This window comes from Pseudomonas sp. GW531-T4, assembly GCF_017349615.1.
Taxonomy (GTDB): Bacteria; Pseudomonadota; Gammaproteobacteria; order Pseudomonadales; family Pseudomonadaceae; genus Aquipseudomonas; species Aquipseudomonas chlororaphis_I.
This window is the reverse complement of record NZ_JACMZT010000016.1, coordinates 90,200-106,672: the sequence shown is the minus strand read 5'-3', so window position 1 is coordinate 106,672 and position 16,473 is coordinate 90,200. Positions and strand designations below refer to the sequence as shown.

Here is a 16,473-nt window from a genome sequence, read left to right as displayed (position 1 = left end):
GCTGCATCAAGTCGGGGGTGGTTTTCACAGAGGCTGCTAGCCGCCGGACTTCTTCGCCTTGAAACCGTGCTTGATCAGCTCTGCCAAGAGTAGCTCGACATGATCGCCCTGGATCTCGATGACGCCGTCTTTCAACGCGCCACCTGTGCCACAACGTTTCTTCAACGTGGTCGCCAGCTCCTTGAGCGCGTCTTCGGCCAACGGCACGCCGGTGATGGTGGTCACCGTCTTGCCGCCGCGGCCCTTGCTTTCGCGGCGCACGCGAGCGATGCCGTCGCCGGCAGGGATAACGGTTTGTTTGCAGATGCAGGCTGCCACCGGCTGGCTACAGTCCGGGCAATGTCGACCTGCGTCGGTGGAAAATACCAGGCCACCAAGGGCGGCGAAGGATGCGGCTTTTTTGGCCACCGGCAATCCTCTTGGGAGGACAAAGACTGGTCGAAGCACATGGCCTGTGCCATCGACCGCGAAGCCCCACTCAGGCAGGGGCAGCGCTACTGGACCGACCGCGCTTATAAAGGCAGCGCCGGCTCAGCTTGAAAAAGGTCGCGCAGTGTAACGGCAAAAAGCCGACTTGCTAAGAGCCTAAGCGCGCCAATTTATACAACTTTAACGACGCCGCGCCAGATAGCGCTGCAAGGCCGCCAGGGAGTCCGGGCAATAGGGCTTTTCGGCGATTTCCCGCATCACTTCGTCGATCGAAATGAAGCGCGCTTCCAGCACCTCTTCCGGCTGCAGGCGCAAAGGCCCGTCCCAGACCGCCGAAAAGGCCGAACACCAGAGGCGATTGCCGGTGTCTTCGAAAAAGAAGTGGTCGTGGGCGGTCAACTCCACCCCGCTCACCCCCAGTTCTTCCTCCAGCTCACGGGCCGCCGATTCGGCGTAGCTTTCGACGGCCAGCACCATGCCGCCCGCGGCCACGTCCCAGTAACCGGGGTAGAGGGCCTTGCTCAGGGTGCGCCGATGCACGCACAGCTCACCGGCGGAATTGAACAGCAGGATATAGGTGCCGCGCCCGATCAGGCCACGCTCGCGCAACTCCGAGCGGGCCAGCGCGCCCAGCAACTGGTCTTCGCCATCGACCCAGGCGACTTGTTCGGCATCGGAGGCCGCGCGATGCGCGGCCTCATTGGAGGTAACCACCATGAATCAACCCTGGTTGAGCAATTGACGCAAGTCGATGACCGCCGCGTTGGCCCGGGAAATATAGTTGGCCATGACCAGCGAGTGGTTAGCCAGCACGCCAAAGCCGCTGCCGTTAAGAATCATCGGGCTCCACAGCGTTTCCTGGGACGCCTCCAGTTCACGGATGATCTGACGCACGCTGACGGTGGCGTTCTTCTTGGCCAGTACGTCGGCGAAGTCGACCTCGATGGCGCGCAGCAGGTGCGACAGGGCCCAGGCCTGGCCGCGCGCTTCGTAGAACACGTTGTCGATCTGCATCCAAGGGGTTTCCACCACCTCTTCGTCGACCTGCGGCGACTGGCCCGGCGCCGGGACTTCGGTTTTCAGCGCGGTGTTGAGCTTGACCCGGCCGACGCTGGCCGACAGGCGCTGGGACAGCGAACCCAGGCGGGTCCCGACGTCACCCAGCCAGTTGTTCAGGTTGTCGGCACGGGCATAGAACAGCGCGCTCTTCTGCTCCGGGTCGGACAGGCGTGCCTGGTAGCGGCTCAGGGAGTTGATGCCTTCCTGGTACTCGGACTCGCTGGACGGCAGCACCCAGCTCTTGTTGTCGAAGTTGAAGCGTGGCTCGGCCTTGGCCAGGTCGGCGTCCTCGGCGGACTGCGACTGGGAGCGGGCGAAGTCCTTGCGCAAGGCACGGGTCAGGTCGCGGACCTGCACCAGCACGCCGTATTCCCAGCTCGGCATGTTGTCCATCCACAGGCCCGGCGGGAAACGGTCGTTGGAGATATAGCCACCCGGCTTGTTCAGCAGGGTGCCGGCCACGGTCTTGAGGGTTTCCACCGTGGTGTAGCCCACGACCATCTGCTTGCCTTCCTTCTCGGCGGCAACCTGCGCGCCTTGCTGGACCGGGAACAGCGACGGTTCCTGGCTCCAGTACCAGCCCAGGGCACCGGCCACCAGCAGGTACAGGGCCAGCAGGGTGCCCAGGGCGCGGCTGAACAGCAGGCCACCAAAGTAGCTGCGTGTCGCCGACTTGGGTTCGGCAGCACGATCCGGCGCGCTGCCCGCGCGGTTCTTCCAGTCCAGCATGGCTATATCCTTTCAATCACTTGGGTTCATCGGTTCGACCACAACCCTGCTCCATCGTGCCTCGAACCGAGCGGATTAAAAATCATCCACCGCGCAAGACGCCACATGCCGGGTGCATATCGAGCGGCCACTATAAATGAAGCACAGTTCAGAACCTATGCGACCAGTCGGTCGGGAACTGAATAAGGTCGCTTTGCAGATTGTTGACGTACGACACTCGTACAATCCATAAGAGGTGCTAGCATAGAGCCACCAGTCGATCTCAGCATGCACCCTAACTAGTAGTCAGGATATGACCGAGCCAGAAGACCCCAGCCGTGAGCGCCTCAAGCACCACTTTGCCCAGCGGGTAATTCACCAGGCTCGTCAGATCCTCGAGATATGGCAGCGCCTGCAGCGCAGCGAATGGTCGACCGCCGACATGTCCGAACTCAGCGAGGCCAACCTGCGCCTGCTGCGTTTCGCCGAACGCTTCGAGCAACCCGAACATACCCAACTGGCGCGCAGCATCAGCGATTCGCTGGAAGCGGTGGACGCCAACCGCGGGCGCCTGAGCAGCGGCCTGATCACCGACCTCAACCGCCTGATGCAACGCCTGTCGCGCACCGGCCTGCGCCATGGCGACCAGTTGGAACAGACCTTCCTGCCGCCCCTGCGCAAGCCGATCTACGTGATGCTGCAAGATCACGATCGCGGCGAGCGCCTGGCCAAGCAGCTGGAATTCTTCGGCCTTAGCGCCCAGTCCCTGGACAGCATCGCCGCGTTTCGCGCCTCGATGGTCGAGCGTCTGCCCGCGGCGATCGTCATCGACGTCGATTTCTGTGGCAACGGCATGGGCCTGCAACTGGCCGCCGAAGCCCAGGAAGGCCTGGAGCAGAAGCTGCCCCTGCTGTTCTTCAGCCTCCACGAAACCGACACCCCGACCCGCCTGGCCGCCGTGCGCGCCGGCGGCCAGGAGTTCCTCACCGGTACCCTGGAGGCTTCGAGCCTGCTGGAGAAGATCGAGATCCTCACCTGCGTCGCCCAGTACGAACCCTATAAAGTGCTGATCATCGACGACTCCCGCGCCCAGGCCCTGCACACCGAACGCCTGCTCAACAGCGCCGGGATCATCACCCGGACCCTGATCGAGCCGATCCAGGCGATGGCCGAACTGGCCGACTTCCAGCCGGACCTGATCATTCTCGACATGTACATGCCAGCCTGTACCGGCACCGAACTGGCCAAGGTAATCCGCCATAACGACCGTTATGTCAGCGTGCCGATCATCTACCTGTCGGCCGAAGACGACCTGGACAAGCAGCTGGACGCCATGAGCGAAGGCGGCGACGACTTCCTGACTAAGCCGATCAAGCCGCGCCACCTGATCACCACCGTGCGCAACCGCGCCGCCCGCGCGCGCAACCTCAAGGCGCGCATGGTCCGCGACAGCCTGACCGGGCTGTACAACCACACCCATATCCTGCAACTGCTGGAAGACTGCAGCTTCCGCGCGCGCCGCGAGAACAAGCCGCTGAGCTTCGCCATGCTCGACATCGACCACTTCAAGCGGGTCAACGACAGCCACGGCCACCCCATGGGCGACCGGGTGATCAAGAGCCTGGCGCTGTTTCTCAAGCAGCGCCTGCGCAAGACCGACTTCATCGGCCGCTACGGCGGCGAAGAGTTCGCCATCGTCATGCCCGACACCGACCTGGAAGCCGCCTGCAAGGTGCTGGATGAAATCCGCCAGCGCTTTGCCGAGATCCACTACCCGGCCCAGCCGCAGGACCTGTGGTGCACCTTCAGCGCCGGGGTGGTCGAACTGCGGGAAGATTCCGACAGCCTGATGATGGCCAGCCAGGCCGACGAAGCGCTCTATCGCGCCAAGGACAGCGGACGAAACCGCGTCCAGGCGGCGCGCCATCAAAGCGCCACTTTTTCACCGGAATCCACCGATTCGGTCATAACCCTGTAATACAAACGCAATAAATTCAGGCGCTTACCATTCAAGTCGTTGGTAGAACGCGATGCGCCTGAAGCTGCTGACCAATCTCAATACCCTGCTATTAGTTGCCGTTTGCCTGGCCCTGGGCGCCACGCTCTGGTGGTCGCAACGCGCCCTCGAACGCCCCTATCTATTGATGGAACGCTACCTGGGCTTGTCCCAGCAGTTCCAGAACCAGGCGGCGCGCAACATCGTGGACTACCTGGCCAGCGGCGACGCCCTGCGCCTGAGCAGCGCCAGCCAGGCCATCGAAACCCTGCAGGCCCAGCTCGGCGAACTGCCCGCGGAACTGGCGCAAAGCCTGCGCCCGAGCCTTTCGGGCCTGGCCGAATTCAGCAAGACCGACCTGCTGGCCGCCGGCAAACTGGCCGGCGATCCACAGGCGCTGCTGCTACAGGCCGAGCGCGAGCTGGGGGCCAGCCTCGAACAACTGAGCCAATACGCCACCGGAGCCGCCAGCAACCCGAGCGCCGCGACCTACCTGCCGCTGCTGCTGAGCGCCTCTCAACACCTGGGCAAGCTGTCCCTGGCCCGGGAAAAACTGGTGAGCAGCGGCCGCAGCGAGCTGGCCGCCGATGTCGAGCGCGAAGTGAGCAACATGCGCGCCCAGGCCGAGCAGCTGGACGCCCTGCCCTTGCTGGGTGTCGCGGCCAGCAACGAGTCGAATACCGATGACTTCGCCGCCATGATGGGCCTGGAGAACACCGAGAAAGCCGCCACCGAAGACGCCGGCATCGGCCTCAAGCGCGAACTCAACAGCCTGCTCGGTCGCTACCCCGCCGAGCTGAACCGCACCCGTGAACAGATCCAGAAACGTGCCGACCTCAGCGCCGCCACCCACCTGAAAATCACTGCCGTACAGCAGGCCATCGCCGAGCTGGAACCGGTGGTGCGCGCCCAGCATGGGCAGATCCAGAGCGAAGTGCGGCTGATGCAGGGTTTGATGATCGGCCTGATCCTGCTGATCGCCTTGGTCATCGATACCCTTCAGCGCCGCCTGGCGCGGGTCCTGACCAACCTGGCGCCGGCCCTGTCGACCTGGGCCGAAGGCGACTTCAGCCGCGACATCCAGCTGGGCCGGACCAACCGCGAACTGCACGACATCGAAGAATCCCTGAACCGTCTGCGCGCCTACCTGGTGGACCTGGTGGGCACCATCCGGCAGAACGCCGAACAGGTCGCCGGCAGCAGCCGCGCCCTGGCGGACCTGAGCAGCGGCCTGCACGGCGGCGCCGAGCGCCAGGCCGGGGATACCGCGCAGATCCGTGACGCCCTGGGCGAGCTGGAAGCGACCATCCAGCAAGTCGCCGGCGATGCCAGCCAGGCCGCCGATGCCAGCCGCAGCGCCGGGCTGGCGGTGGAACAGGGGCAGAAAGTGATTGGCCTGAGCCTGACCGGGCTGCATGCCCTGGTCGGCGAAGTGCAGGGCAACGCGCAGATGATCGAACAGCTGGCCGAAGAGTCGGCGACCATCGGCGGCGTGCTCACGGTGATCCGCTCCATTGCCGACCAGACCAACCTGCTGGCCCTGAACGCCGCCATCGAAGCCGCGCGGGCCGGGGAAATGGGTCGCGGCTTTGCCGTGGTCGCCGAAGAAGTGCGCTCCCTGGCACAACGCACCGCTGGCGCCACCGCCGAGATCCAGACCCTGATCGCCGGCCTGCAGGCCGCTGCCCGGCAATCGGTGGAGGGCATGCGCGCCCAGGTCGAACATGCCGAAGCCACCGCCAGCCAGGCCCAGGCCGCCGACGGTGCGCTGGATGAAATCGTCGGGGCGATCCAGACCATCTCCGACACCGCCATCCGCATCGCCGATGTCACGGCCCAGCAAAGCGGCGCCGTCAGCGAAATCCGCGACCACAGCGAGCGCATCCATCAACTGGGTGGGGATAACTTGCAACGCATCGGCGAAGGCCGCGAACAGGGCGAGAACCTGCTGGCCCTGGGCGGCCAGCTGCACACGGCGGTGCAGGCGTTCCGCGTCTGACCCTGTAGCCGCTGCCGAGCTTGCGAGGCTGCGATCGAGGACGCAGTCCTCGCAAAGCCGACCCATGTGGTTTGCCTGAAAGAGCACGGTTGCAGACTTTGCGGCCGCTACGTCGGAATGCCGCCCAGACCGATCGCAGCCTCGCAAGCTCGGCAGCGGCTACAGGGCGCATGCGCAGAGTCAGCCGCTCTCCGCTATCATGCGCACACCTTCGATTCGCGAGATTGCCATGCGTCGCCTGCTTTGCCTGATGCTGTTCGTGCTTGCCCTGCCGGCGACCGCCGCCGGGCTGCTGGACAGCCGCCCCAGTTCGACCCTGGGTTCGATCAACAACAGCGCCGACTTCCTGCCGGTGCGCGAAGCGTTCCAGCTGAGCCTGCTACAAAGCACGCCGCAATCGATCAAGCTGCGTTTTGTCGCCACCGAGGGTTATTACCTCTATCGCCACCGCTTCCAGTTCCGCGCCGAGCCCGCCGACATCGCCCTGGGTGCCGCCCAACTGCCCAAGGGTGAACAGAAACACGACGAGTTTTTCGGCGACGTCGAGGTCTACCACGGCATTGTCGATGTCGAACTGCCGCGTACCGGCGCAGATCAACGGGCCTTCACCCTGGTCGTGACCTACCAGGGCTGCGCCGACAAGGGCCTGTGTTATCCACCGGAAACCGAGCGTTTGCAGATCGATGGCGCCGCCTCTTCTGCCAATGCCTCAAGTGCCGGCAGCCCCGCTACCGACAGTGGGAAAACCGGCTGGAGCTGGCGTGAACTGGCGCTGTTCTTCCTTGCCGGCATCGGCCTGACCTTTACTCCCTGCGTCCTGCCGATGCTGCCGATTCTGTCCGGCGTGGTCCTCAAGGGCCAGGTCGGCGGCTGGCGCGGCTTCAATCTGTCGCTGGCCTATGTGTTGCCGATGGCCGCCTGTTTCGCCCTGCTCGGCGCCTTGATGGGGCTGTTCGGCGCCCAGCTCAATTTGCAGGCGCGCCTGCAATCGGCCTGGGTGCTGGTGCCTTTTGCGTTGTTCTTCGTCGTGTTCGCCCTGGCGATGTTCGATGTCTTCGAACTCAAGCTGCCGCGTTTTGTCAGCCAACGCCTGGAACGCATTGCCGGGCGCACCGAAGGCGGCTCGCTGTGGGGCGCGGCGGTTCTCGGCGTGGTGTCCAGCCTGCTGGTATCGCCCTGCGTTTCGGCGCCGCTGGCGGGTGCCCTGCTGTATATCAGCGCCAGCGGCGACGCCCTGGGTGGCGCCCTGAAACTGTTCGCCCTGGGCCTGGGCATGGGCGCGCCGCTGTTGCTGGTGGCCACCGGCGGCGCGGCCTGGCTGCCGAAAAGCGGGCCATGGCTGGTCTACGTGAAAAACGCCATTGGCGTGCTGCTGCTCGGCCTGGCGATCGGCCTGCTGAGCCGGGTCTTGCCGGGCCAGGTCAGCCTGTTGCTGATTGGTGCGCTGGCGGCCGGCGTCGGCCTGTTTCTCGGCGCCCTGGAATTTGTCTACAAGGCACCGCGCGCGCGCCTGGCGCAGCTGTGCGGGCTGTTCCTGCTGGTGTATGCCCTGGCCTGCTGGTACGGCGCATTCAGCGGCCAGACCGATCCGTTCAGCCCGCTCGCCCGTGCACCGGTCGCGACCACCAGCAACAGCCCTGAGAAAACCAGCGCCGGCCAGTGGCAGACCGTCACCACTCCGGGCGAGCTGGACCAGGCCCTGGCCGATGCCCGAAACGCGGGTGTCCCACTGCTCCTCGACTGGTACGCCGACTGGTGCATCAGTTGCAAAGTCATCGAACGCGAGGTGCTCGGCGACCGCCAGGTGGTCGAACGCCTGCAGGGCTATCGCCTGGTCCGCTTCGATATCACCGCCAGCAACCGCGAACAGCGCGCCCTGCTGGACCGCTACCACCTGTTCGGCCCGCCGGCGCTGATGTTCTTCGGCAAAGATGGCGTCGAACGTGCCGATGTGCGCGTAGTCGGCGAAATCAGCGCCGCGGACTTCGCCGAACGCATTGCCGCAGCGAATGACCGGAATTAGTCAGTTGGTCACATATTTCGCGTAAACATCGGTCATCGTGCTGCCTATTGCAGAGAACTGGACAGTCACAAAGGCTTTGCGGCATAGTCGCCGGGTTCTGAATAATGGCCCACAGATAAAACAAGGAACGGCAGATGGCGACCCTACTGGTGCTTCACGGACCCAATCTGAACCTGCTCGGCACCCGTGAACCGGGGGTCTACGGCGCAGTCACCCTGGCTGAGATCAACCAGGACCTGGAACGCCGGGCTCGCGAGGCCGGCCACCATTTGCTCTACCTGCAAAGCAACGCCGAGTATGAATTGATCGACCGTATCCATGCTGCCCGCGATGAAGGCGTGGACTTCATTCTGATCAATCCAGCAGCTTTTACGCATACAAGTGTCGCATTACGTGACGCGCTGCTGGCGGTGAGCATCCCATTCATCGAAGTGCATTTGTCTAACGTGCACAAACGCGAACCTTTCCGCCATCACTCCTACTTCTCCGACGTTGCGGTGGGAGTGATCTGCGGCCTTGGCGCCAGCGGTTACCGACTGGCCCTGGAGGCCGCACTAGAGCAGCTTGAACAACAAGCTAAACGCCCCTGACCGACCCTTGGGAGTTGATGATTCATGGATATCCGTAAAGTTAAGAAACTGATCGAACTGCTGGAAGAGTCCGGCATCGACGAGCTGGAGATCAAGGAAGGCGAAGAGTCCGTACGCATCAGCCGCCACAGCAAGACTCCAGCCCAGCAGTACTACGCACCGGCACCGATGGCTGCTCCGGCCGCCGCACCTGCCGCTGCCGCTCCGGCCGCCGCCGCTGCACCAGCAGCTCCAGCTGCCCCAGCGCTGAACGGCACCGTTGCCCGTTCGCCGATGGTCGGCACCTTCTACCGCAAATCCTCGCCAACCTCGCCAGCCTTCGTTGAAGTCGGCCAGAGCGTGAAGAAAGGCGACACCCTGTGCATCGTCGAAGCCATGAAGATGATGAACCACATCGAAGCTGAAACCAGCGGTGTGATCGAATCCATCCTCGTCGAAGACGGCCAGCCGGTTGAGTACGACCAACCGCTGTTCACCATCGTTTGAACCGCGGAGAGCCAACGATGTCTGCGAAGTTGGAAAAAGTTCTGATCGCCAACCGCGGTGAAATCGCCCTGCGGATCCTGCGTGCCTGCAAAGAGATGGGTATCAAGACCGTCGCCGTTTACTCCAAGGCCGACAAGGAACTGATGCACCTGGGTCTGGCAGACGAATCCGTCTGCATCGGCCCGGCCTCCGCCGCGCACTCCTACCTGCACATTCCGGCGATCATCGCGGCCGCCGAAGTGACTGGCGCCACCGCCATTCACCCAGGCTACGGCTTCCTCGCGGAAAACGCCGACTTCGCCGAGCAGGTCGAGAACTCCGGCTTCGCCTTCATCGGCCCGAAAGCCGAGACCATTCGCCTGATGGGCGACAAGGTATCGGCCAAGCACGCGATGATCGCTGCCGGTGTACCGACCGTTCCCGGTTCCGACGGCCCGCTGCCGGAAGACGAAGAAACCGCGTTGCGCATCGGCCGTGAAGTCGGCTACCCGGTGATCATCAAGGCCGCTGGCGGCGGCGGTGGTCGCGGCATGCGCGTGGTGCATAAAGAAGAAGACCTGATCTCCTCGGCCAAGCTGACCCGCTCCGAAGCGGGCGCGGCGTTCGGCAACCCGATGGTCTACCTGGAGAAGTTCCTGACCAACCCACGCCACGTGGAAGTCCAGGTACTGTCCGACGGCCAGGGCAACGCGATCCACCTGGGCGACCGCGACTGCTCCCTGCAGCGTCGTCACCAGAAGGTGCTTGAAGAAGCGCCGGCCCCGGGCATCGACGAAACCGCTCGCCAGGAAGTCTTCGCGCGCTGCGTCAAGGCGTGCATCGACATCGGCTACCGCGGTGCCGGTACCTTCGAGTTCCTGTACGAGAACGGTCGTTTCTACTTCATCGAGATGAACACTCGCGTGCAGGTAGAGCACCCGGTATCGGAAATGGTCACTGGCGTCGACATCGTCAAGGAGATGCTGAGCATCGCCGCTGGCAACAAGCTGTCGATCTCCCAGAAGGACGTAGTCATTCGTGGCCACGCCCTGGAATGCCGGATCAACGCCGAAGACCCGAAAACCTTCATGCCAAGCCCAGGCACGGTCAAGCATTTCCATGCTCCGGGCGGCAATGGCGTACGCGTCGACTCGCACCTGTACAGCGGTTACGCGGTTCCACCGAACTACGATTCGTTGATCGGCAAGCTGATCACTTACGGGGCAACCCGTGAAGAAGCCATGGCGCGCATGCGCAATGCGCTGGACGAAATCGTGGTCGACGGGATCAAGACCAACATTCCGCTGCACCGCGACCTGACTCGTGACGAAGGCTTCTGCAAAGGTGGTGTGAACATTCACTACCTGGAGCACAAGCTGGCCGGTCAACACTGATCGACACCGCACCAGACCGACAAGGCCGCTTTCGAGCGGCCTTGTCGTTTCTGCCCCCCCTGTAGGAGCGAGCTTGCTCGCGATAGGGCCATCAGCGACAACACGCATTTTCCTGGTGTTACGCGGCGCCCCTGCAGGCATCGCGAGCAAGCTCGCTCCTACAGAGAGGCGGTGCGGGCAAGTGGAAATGGCGCCTGGCGTGTCGTCTTCTGCGCCTCGCTCGCGTAAACTTGCGCGCTTCTCGCAGCCCGCTAGGCTGCACATTACATATTTCAAAGGTGCCCGCCATGCCTTGGCTGCAAGTCCGTCTCGCCATCAGCCCAGAACAAGCCGAAACCTACGAAGACGCTTTTCTTGAAGTCGGCGCCGTTTCGGTGACCTTCATGGACGCCGAGGATCAGCCGATCTTCGAACCGGAACTCAACACCACCCCGCTGTGGAATCACACTCACCTGCTGGCCCTGTTCGAAGGCGGCACCGAGGCCGCCAGCGTGCTGGCCCACCTTGAGCTGCTGACCGGCAGCCCGCTGCCCGAACACTACAGCGAAGTGATCGAAGACCAGGACTGGGAACGCAGCTGGATGGACAACTTCCAGCCGATGCGTTTCGGCCAGCGCCTGTGGATCGTCCCCAGCTGGCACGCCGCTCCCGAGCCGGACGCGGTCAACCTGCTGCTCGATCCGGGCCTGGCCTTCGGCACCGGCACGCACCCGACCACCGCGCTGTGCCTGGAATGGCTCGACGGCCAGGACCTGAAAGGCTGCAACGTGCTGGACTTCGGTTGCGGCTCGGGGATCCTGGCGATCGCCGCCCTGCTGCTGGGCGCCAAGCAGGCGGTGGGCACCGACATCGACGTGCAGGCCCTGGAAGCCTCCCGCGACAACGCCGGGCGCAACAACATCGCCGAAGAACTATTCCCGCTCTATCTGCCGGAAGACCTGCCACAGGTCCAGGCGGACGTGCTGGTCGCCAATATCCTCGCCGGCCCGCTGGTTTCCCTGGCGCCGCAACTGTCCCGCCTGGTCAAGAGCGGCGGACGCCTGGCGCTGTCGGGCATCCTCGCCGAACAGGGTGAAGAAGTCGCGGCCGCCTACGCCCAGGACTTCGACCTGGATCCTATCGCCAACCTCGATGGCTGGGTACGCATCACCGGCCGTCGGCGCTAGAATGGCCGCCTGCATGAACCGGATCGCCGCATGACCGACAGTTTCGTCACCCAGTGCCCGCATTGCCAGACCAGCTTCCGCGTCAGCCACGCTCAGTTGAGCGTGGCCCGGGGCGTGGTGCGCTGCGGCTCGTGCCTGCAGGTGTTCAACGCCGCACGGCAGTTGCTTGAGCAACGCGCTGGCAAGGACGCTGTCGCTGCACTTTCCACACCGGCCACCCCTGCCGAACCGCTGACCCCGCCGCCACCGCGCGCCATCAGCCAGAAGCAGTGGAGCGCCACCGAACTCGACCTGGACAGCCTCGATCTGGACGAGGAGCTGGCCAAGCTCGAACAGCGGGAAATCCAGCCGACCAAGGCCTTTGGCCAGGAGCGCGCCGCCAGGGAAGACACCCTCAGTGCCCGCCGCGACCAGCCGGAAGCCGAAGAGGAACACTGGCCCGACAGCCTGTTCAGCCAGCCACCCGGCAGCAGCGACGACCTCGACGAAAAAACCGAGCCGGCCGCCGTCGATGCCGGCCGGTCCGGGCGTACCGAACCGTCGCTGTCCTTCAACCTGGACGATCTGGAAGACGAACCCAAGGCGCCCTCCCTGCTCCCGGACGACGACCTGGAGCCCATGCCAGCGCACAGCTCCCTGAAGGCCGACGAGCCCGATGAGATCGAGCCGACAGCCAGCCCGACGCCACGACGCAACAAGCGTGGCCGCGCCGAGCCCGAGGCGCCGGACCCCGTGCTGCTGGACCTGGAAGACGACCCGATCCAGCTGGACTGGCAAAAGCGCCGCTCGCCCTGGGGCCGCCGCCTGCTCTGGAGTTTGTTGATCCTGCTGGCCGCCGCCGGCCTGGCGGGCCAGTACATTGCCTATCACTTCGACGAACTGGCGCGCCAGGACCAGTACCGCCCCTGGTTCCAGCAACTGTGCCCGGAACTGGGTTGCACCGTGCCCTCGAAGGTCGATATCGGTCGCATCAAGAGCAGCAACCTGGTGGTGCGCAGCCACCCGGACTTCAGCGGCGCCCTGGTAGTGGATGCGATCATCTACAACCGCGCGCCGTTCTCCCAGCCCTTCCCGCTGCTGGAGCTGCGTTTCGCCGACCTCAACGGCCATCTGATCGCCAGTCGTCGCTTCAAGCCCGGCGAATACGTCAAGGGTGAACTCGAAGGCGTGTCGGAGATGCCGCCGCAGACGCCGATCCACATCGCGCTGGACATCCTCGATCCGGGCCCCAAGGCCGTCAACTACAGCCTAAGCTTTCACTCGCCCGAGTAAGACGGGCCATCCGAGCAAAGGCCGCGCTGGATTGACGACGGTTTTCTGACTGCTGCCCAGCGGACCAAACCGTTGGCGATAACAGAATAACTGTTCAGATTTTATCCAATTCAGCCTTTATCCGGTCATCGAGAGCGGGTATCATGCCAACCCTTTTTCGAAGTCTCATGATCCGGCCCCACAACAGGGAAGTCCTATGTCGGCGGTACGCATCGGCCCATATACATTGCACAACGGCTTGATTCTCGCCCCCATGGCGGGAGTCACCGACCAGCCCTTTCGTCAGCTTTGCAAGCGGTTGGGTGCAGGCCTTGTAGTCTCGGAAATGGTCACCAGCGACATGAGTTTGTGGAACAGTCGCAAATCGCGTCTGCGCATGATCCACGAGGGTGATCCCGAGCCGCGCTCGGTACAGATCGCCGGTGGCGATGCACAGATGCTGGCGGATGCCGCCCGCGCCAACGTCGAGTTGGGCGCACAGATTATTGATATCAACATGGGTTGCCCGGCAAAGAAGGTCTGCAACAAGGCCGCCGGCTCCGCGTTACTGAAAGATGAAGATCTGGTGAACGAGATCCTGCAGGCCGTGGTGGCCGCAGTCGATGTGCCGGTCACCCTGAAGATCCGTACCGGCTGGGACCGGGCGAACAAGAACGGCCTGACGGTGGCGAAGATCGCCGAACAGGCAGGTATCACGGCATTGGCGGTCCATGGCCGGACCCGGGCCGACCTGTACACCGGTGTTGCCGAGTACGACACCATCGCTGCGATCAAGCAGGCGGTGTCGATCCCGGTCTTCGCCAACGGCGATATCGACTCGCCCGAAAAGGCCCGCTACGTCCTCGACGCTACCGGTGCCGACGGGCTGTTGATTGGCCGGGCCGCTCAGGGGCGGCCATGGATTTTTCGTGAAATCGAGCATTTTCTGCGTACCGGTCAAACCCTGCCGGCACCTGAGCTGTTCGAGGTGGAACGTATTCTGCTTGAGCATCTGGCCGCGCTGCATGCCTTCTATGGCGATGTCATGGGCGTACGCATTGCTCGCAAGCATGTGGGCTGGTATCTCGCAACCCTGCCGGGCGCCAGGGAGTTTCGCGCCCACTTCAATCGTTTGGAAGATACGGAAGCACAGTGCGCCAACGTTCGTGAGTTCTTTGCCGAGCGTTACAAGAGCCTGGTGACAGGGGACGGAGAGGGGGTGGCCGCATGACGATGATGACCGAGACTTTAGTGAGTGGAACAGCACCCGTGAGCGACAACGTGAATTTGAAACAGCACCTCAATACACCGAGCGAAGAAGGCCAGACCCTTCGCGGGAGTGTCGAGAAGGCGCTGCACAATTATTTCGCCCACCTTGAGGGCGCGGCCGTCACGGACGTGTACAACCTGGTGCTCTCCGAAGTCGAGGCTCCGTTGCTCGAAAGCGTGATGAACTACGTCAAGGGCAACCAGACCAAGGCCAGCGAGCTGCTCGGTCTGAACCGTGGCACCCTGCGCAAGAAACTCAAGCAGTACGATTTGCTGTAAGCATTCAATCAAACCAGAAAGGCGCCCGCGTAAAACCGGTCGCCTTTTTTGCTGACTCCTTTGCTTTTGATGGAAATTGAGATGACCGACCAGACTACCCGCCTGCCGATCCGCCGCGCCTTGATCAGTGTTTCCGACAAGACCGGGATCCTCGAATTCGCCAAGGAGCTGGAAGCCCTGGGCGTGGAGATCCTCTCCACCGGCGGGACCTTCAAACTGCTGCAGGACAACGGCGTGGCCGCAGTAGAAGTCGCGGATTACACCGGTTTCGCGGAAATGATGGATGGCCGGGTGAAGACCCTGCACCCGAAAATCCACGGCGGTATCCTCGGTCGTCGCGGTATCGACGACGCCATCATGAACGAGCACGGCATCAAGCCGATCGACCTGGTAGCGGTCAACCTCTACCCGTTCGAAGCCACCATCTCCAAGCCGGGCTGCGACCTGCCGACCGCCATCGAGAACATCGACATCGGCGGCCCGACCATGGTCCGCTCGGCGGCCAAGAACCACAAAGACGTGGCCATCGTGGTGAATGCCAGCGATTACGCCAACGTCCTGGAAAGCCTGAAGGCCGGCGGCCTGACCTACGCCCAGCGTTTCGACCTGATGCTCAAGGCCTTCGAACACACCGCGGCCTATGACGGCATGATCGCCAACTACATGGGCACCGTGAACCAGGCGGCCGAGACCCTGACCACCGAAGGCCGCAGCGAATTCCCGCGCACCTTCAACAGCCAGTTCATCAAGGCCCAGGAAATGCGCTACGGCGAGAACCCGCACCAGAGTGCGGCGTTCTACGTGGAAGCCAAGCCTGCCGAAGTCGGCATCGCCACCGCTACCCAGCTGCAAGGCAAGGAGCTGTCGTACAACAACGTGGCCGACACCGACGCCGCGCTGGAATGCGTGAAGAGCTTCGTCAAGCCGGCCTGCGTCATCGTCAAGCACGCCAACCCGTGCGGCGTGGCCGTGAGCCCGGACGCTGAAGGCGGTATCCGCCAGGCGTACGAGCTGGCTTACGCCACCGACACCGAATCGGCCTTCGGCGGCATCATCGCCTTCAACCGCGAACTGGACGCCGAGACCGCCAAGGCCATCGTCGAGCGTCAGTTCGTCGAAGTGATCATCGCCCCTTCGGTCAGCGAGGAAGCCCGCGCCATCGTTGCCGCCAAGGCCAACGTGCGCCTGCTGGCCTGCGGCCAATGGTCGGCGGACCGTGTTCCGGCCTGGGACTACAAGCGCGTCAACGGTGGCCTGCTGGTGCAGAGCCGCGACATCGGCATGATCGGCGCCGACGACCTGAAAGTGGTGACCAAGCGCGCCCCGACCGAACAGGAAATCCACGACCTGATCTTCGCCTGGAAAGTGGCCAAGTTCGTCAAGTCCAACGCCATCGTCTACGCCAAGAACCGTCAGACCATCGGCGTCGGCGCTGGCCAGATGAGCCGCGTGAACTCCGCCCGTATCGCCGCGATCAAGGCTGAACACGCCGGCCTGCAAGTGCAGGGCGCGGTCATGGCATCCGATGCGTTCTTCCCGTTCCGCGACGGTATCGACAACGCGGCCAAGGTCGGCATCACCGCGGTGATCCAGCCAGGCGGCTCGATGCGCGACAACGAAGTGATCGCCGCCGCCGATGAAGCTGGCATTGCCATGGTCTTCACCGGTATGCGCCACTTCCGCCACTAAGAGCAGCCACAAGCTTCAAGCTGCAAGCGACAAGGCAGAGCCGACCGCAGTTGCTCTTGCCTTGCCCTTGCAGCCTTCCTAATTCAAAGCTGCACGCAGCACTTCAGAGCGATCCAGATTGCTCTTAACTTGCAGCTTGCGGCTTATAGCTTCCTC

Annotated in this window: 14 protein-coding genes; 11 read left to right on the top strand and 3 right to left on the bottom strand. The window is 63.4% G+C overall.

What is annotated here, in order from left to right; translation table 11 throughout:
• Positions 1-36: 36 nt before the first annotated feature.
• The 3 genes from J4D28_RS15270 to J4D28_RS15260 all read right to left on the bottom strand — a co-directional run bounded on the left by J4D28_RS15270 (position 37) and on the right by J4D28_RS15260 (position 2,217).
• Positions 37-408 (bottom strand): translation initiation factor Sui1, encoded by a 372-nt coding sequence (locus J4D28_RS15270; RefSeq protein WP_007921638.1) that lies wholly within the window; start codon positions 406-408, stop codon positions 37-39.
• A gap of 201 nt (positions 409-609) precedes the next feature.
• Positions 610-1,146: an NUDIX hydrolase gene (locus J4D28_RS15265; RefSeq protein ID WP_028681586.1), complete on the bottom strand. Its 537-nt coding sequence runs from the start codon at positions 1,144-1,146 to the stop codon at positions 610-612.
• A 3-nt stretch (positions 1,147-1,149) separates the two neighbouring features.
• Entirely contained in the window at positions 1,150-2,217 is a 1,068-nt protein-coding gene (locus J4D28_RS15260) for a DUF2333 family protein (protein WP_009046777.1), read from the bottom strand.
• Between the two features lie 292 nt (positions 2,218-2,509).
• Between J4D28_RS15260 and J4D28_RS15255 the strand changes: the two genes are divergently transcribed.
• From J4D28_RS15255 to purH, 11 genes are all read left to right on the top strand, one after another.
• Positions 2,510-4,174 carry a PleD family two-component system response regulator gene (locus J4D28_RS15255; protein WP_009041984.1) on the top strand — a complete coding sequence of 555 codons (1,665 nt, stop codon included), beginning with the start codon at positions 2,510-2,512 and terminating at the stop codon, positions 4,172-4,174.
• A gap of 1,468 nt (positions 4,175-5,642) precedes the next feature.
• Complete coding sequence (locus J4D28_RS30705) at positions 5,643-6,191, top strand: methyl-accepting chemotaxis protein (RefSeq protein ID WP_404940395.1); 549 nt, start codon at positions 5,643-5,645, stop codon at positions 6,189-6,191.
• Positions 6,192-6,420: 229 nt separating this feature from the next.
• Entirely contained in the window at positions 6,421-8,214 is a 1,794-nt protein-coding gene (locus J4D28_RS15245) for a protein-disulfide reductase DsbD (RefSeq protein ID WP_038630507.1), read from the top strand.
• Between the two features lie 134 nt (positions 8,215-8,348).
• Positions 8,349-8,804, top strand: a complete 456-nt coding sequence (gene aroQ, locus J4D28_RS15240) for a type II 3-dehydroquinate dehydratase (protein WP_007921644.1) — start codon at positions 8,349-8,351, stop codon at positions 8,802-8,804.
• A 24-nt stretch (positions 8,805-8,828) separates the two neighbouring features.
• On the top strand, positions 8,829-9,290 hold the full coding sequence (accB, locus tag J4D28_RS15235) for an acetyl-CoA carboxylase biotin carboxyl carrier protein (protein ID WP_009046774.1): 462 nt from the start codon (positions 8,829-8,831) through the stop codon (positions 9,288-9,290).
• Positions 9,291-9,307: 17 nt separating this feature from the next.
• A complete protein-coding gene (gene accC, locus J4D28_RS15230) occupies positions 9,308-10,663 on the top strand; it encodes an acetyl-CoA carboxylase biotin carboxylase subunit (protein WP_007921646.1) in 1,356 nt (451 codons plus the stop codon).
• A 287-nt stretch (positions 10,664-10,950) separates the two neighbouring features.
• A complete protein-coding gene (gene prmA, locus J4D28_RS15225) occupies positions 10,951-11,829 on the top strand; it encodes a 50S ribosomal protein L11 methyltransferase (RefSeq protein WP_028681590.1) in 879 nt (292 codons plus the stop codon).
• Positions 11,830-11,859: 30 nt separating this feature from the next.
• Positions 11,860-13,101 carry a DUF3426 domain-containing protein gene (locus J4D28_RS15220; protein WP_103331470.1) on the top strand — a complete coding sequence of 414 codons (1,242 nt, stop codon included), beginning with the start codon at positions 11,860-11,862 and terminating at the stop codon, positions 13,099-13,101.
• Positions 13,102-13,297: 196 nt separating this feature from the next.
• A complete protein-coding gene (gene dusB, locus J4D28_RS15215) occupies positions 13,298-14,311 on the top strand; it encodes a tRNA dihydrouridine synthase DusB (protein WP_007921649.1) in 1,014 nt (337 codons plus the stop codon).
• On the top strand, positions 14,308-14,628 hold the full coding sequence (gene fis / locus J4D28_RS15210; protein ID WP_007921650.1) for a DNA-binding transcriptional regulator Fis: 321 nt from the start codon (positions 14,308-14,310) through the stop codon (positions 14,626-14,628). The genes dusB and fis overlap by 4 nt, the downstream gene beginning before the upstream one ends.
• A gap of 81 nt (positions 14,629-14,709) precedes the next feature.
• On the top strand, positions 14,710-16,317 hold the full coding sequence (gene purH / locus J4D28_RS15205; protein ID WP_016703773.1) for a bifunctional phosphoribosylaminoimidazolecarboxamide formyltransferase/IMP cyclohydrolase: 1,608 nt from the start codon (positions 14,710-14,712) through the stop codon (positions 16,315-16,317).
• The last annotated feature ends 156 nt before the right edge of the window (positions 16,318-16,473 follow it).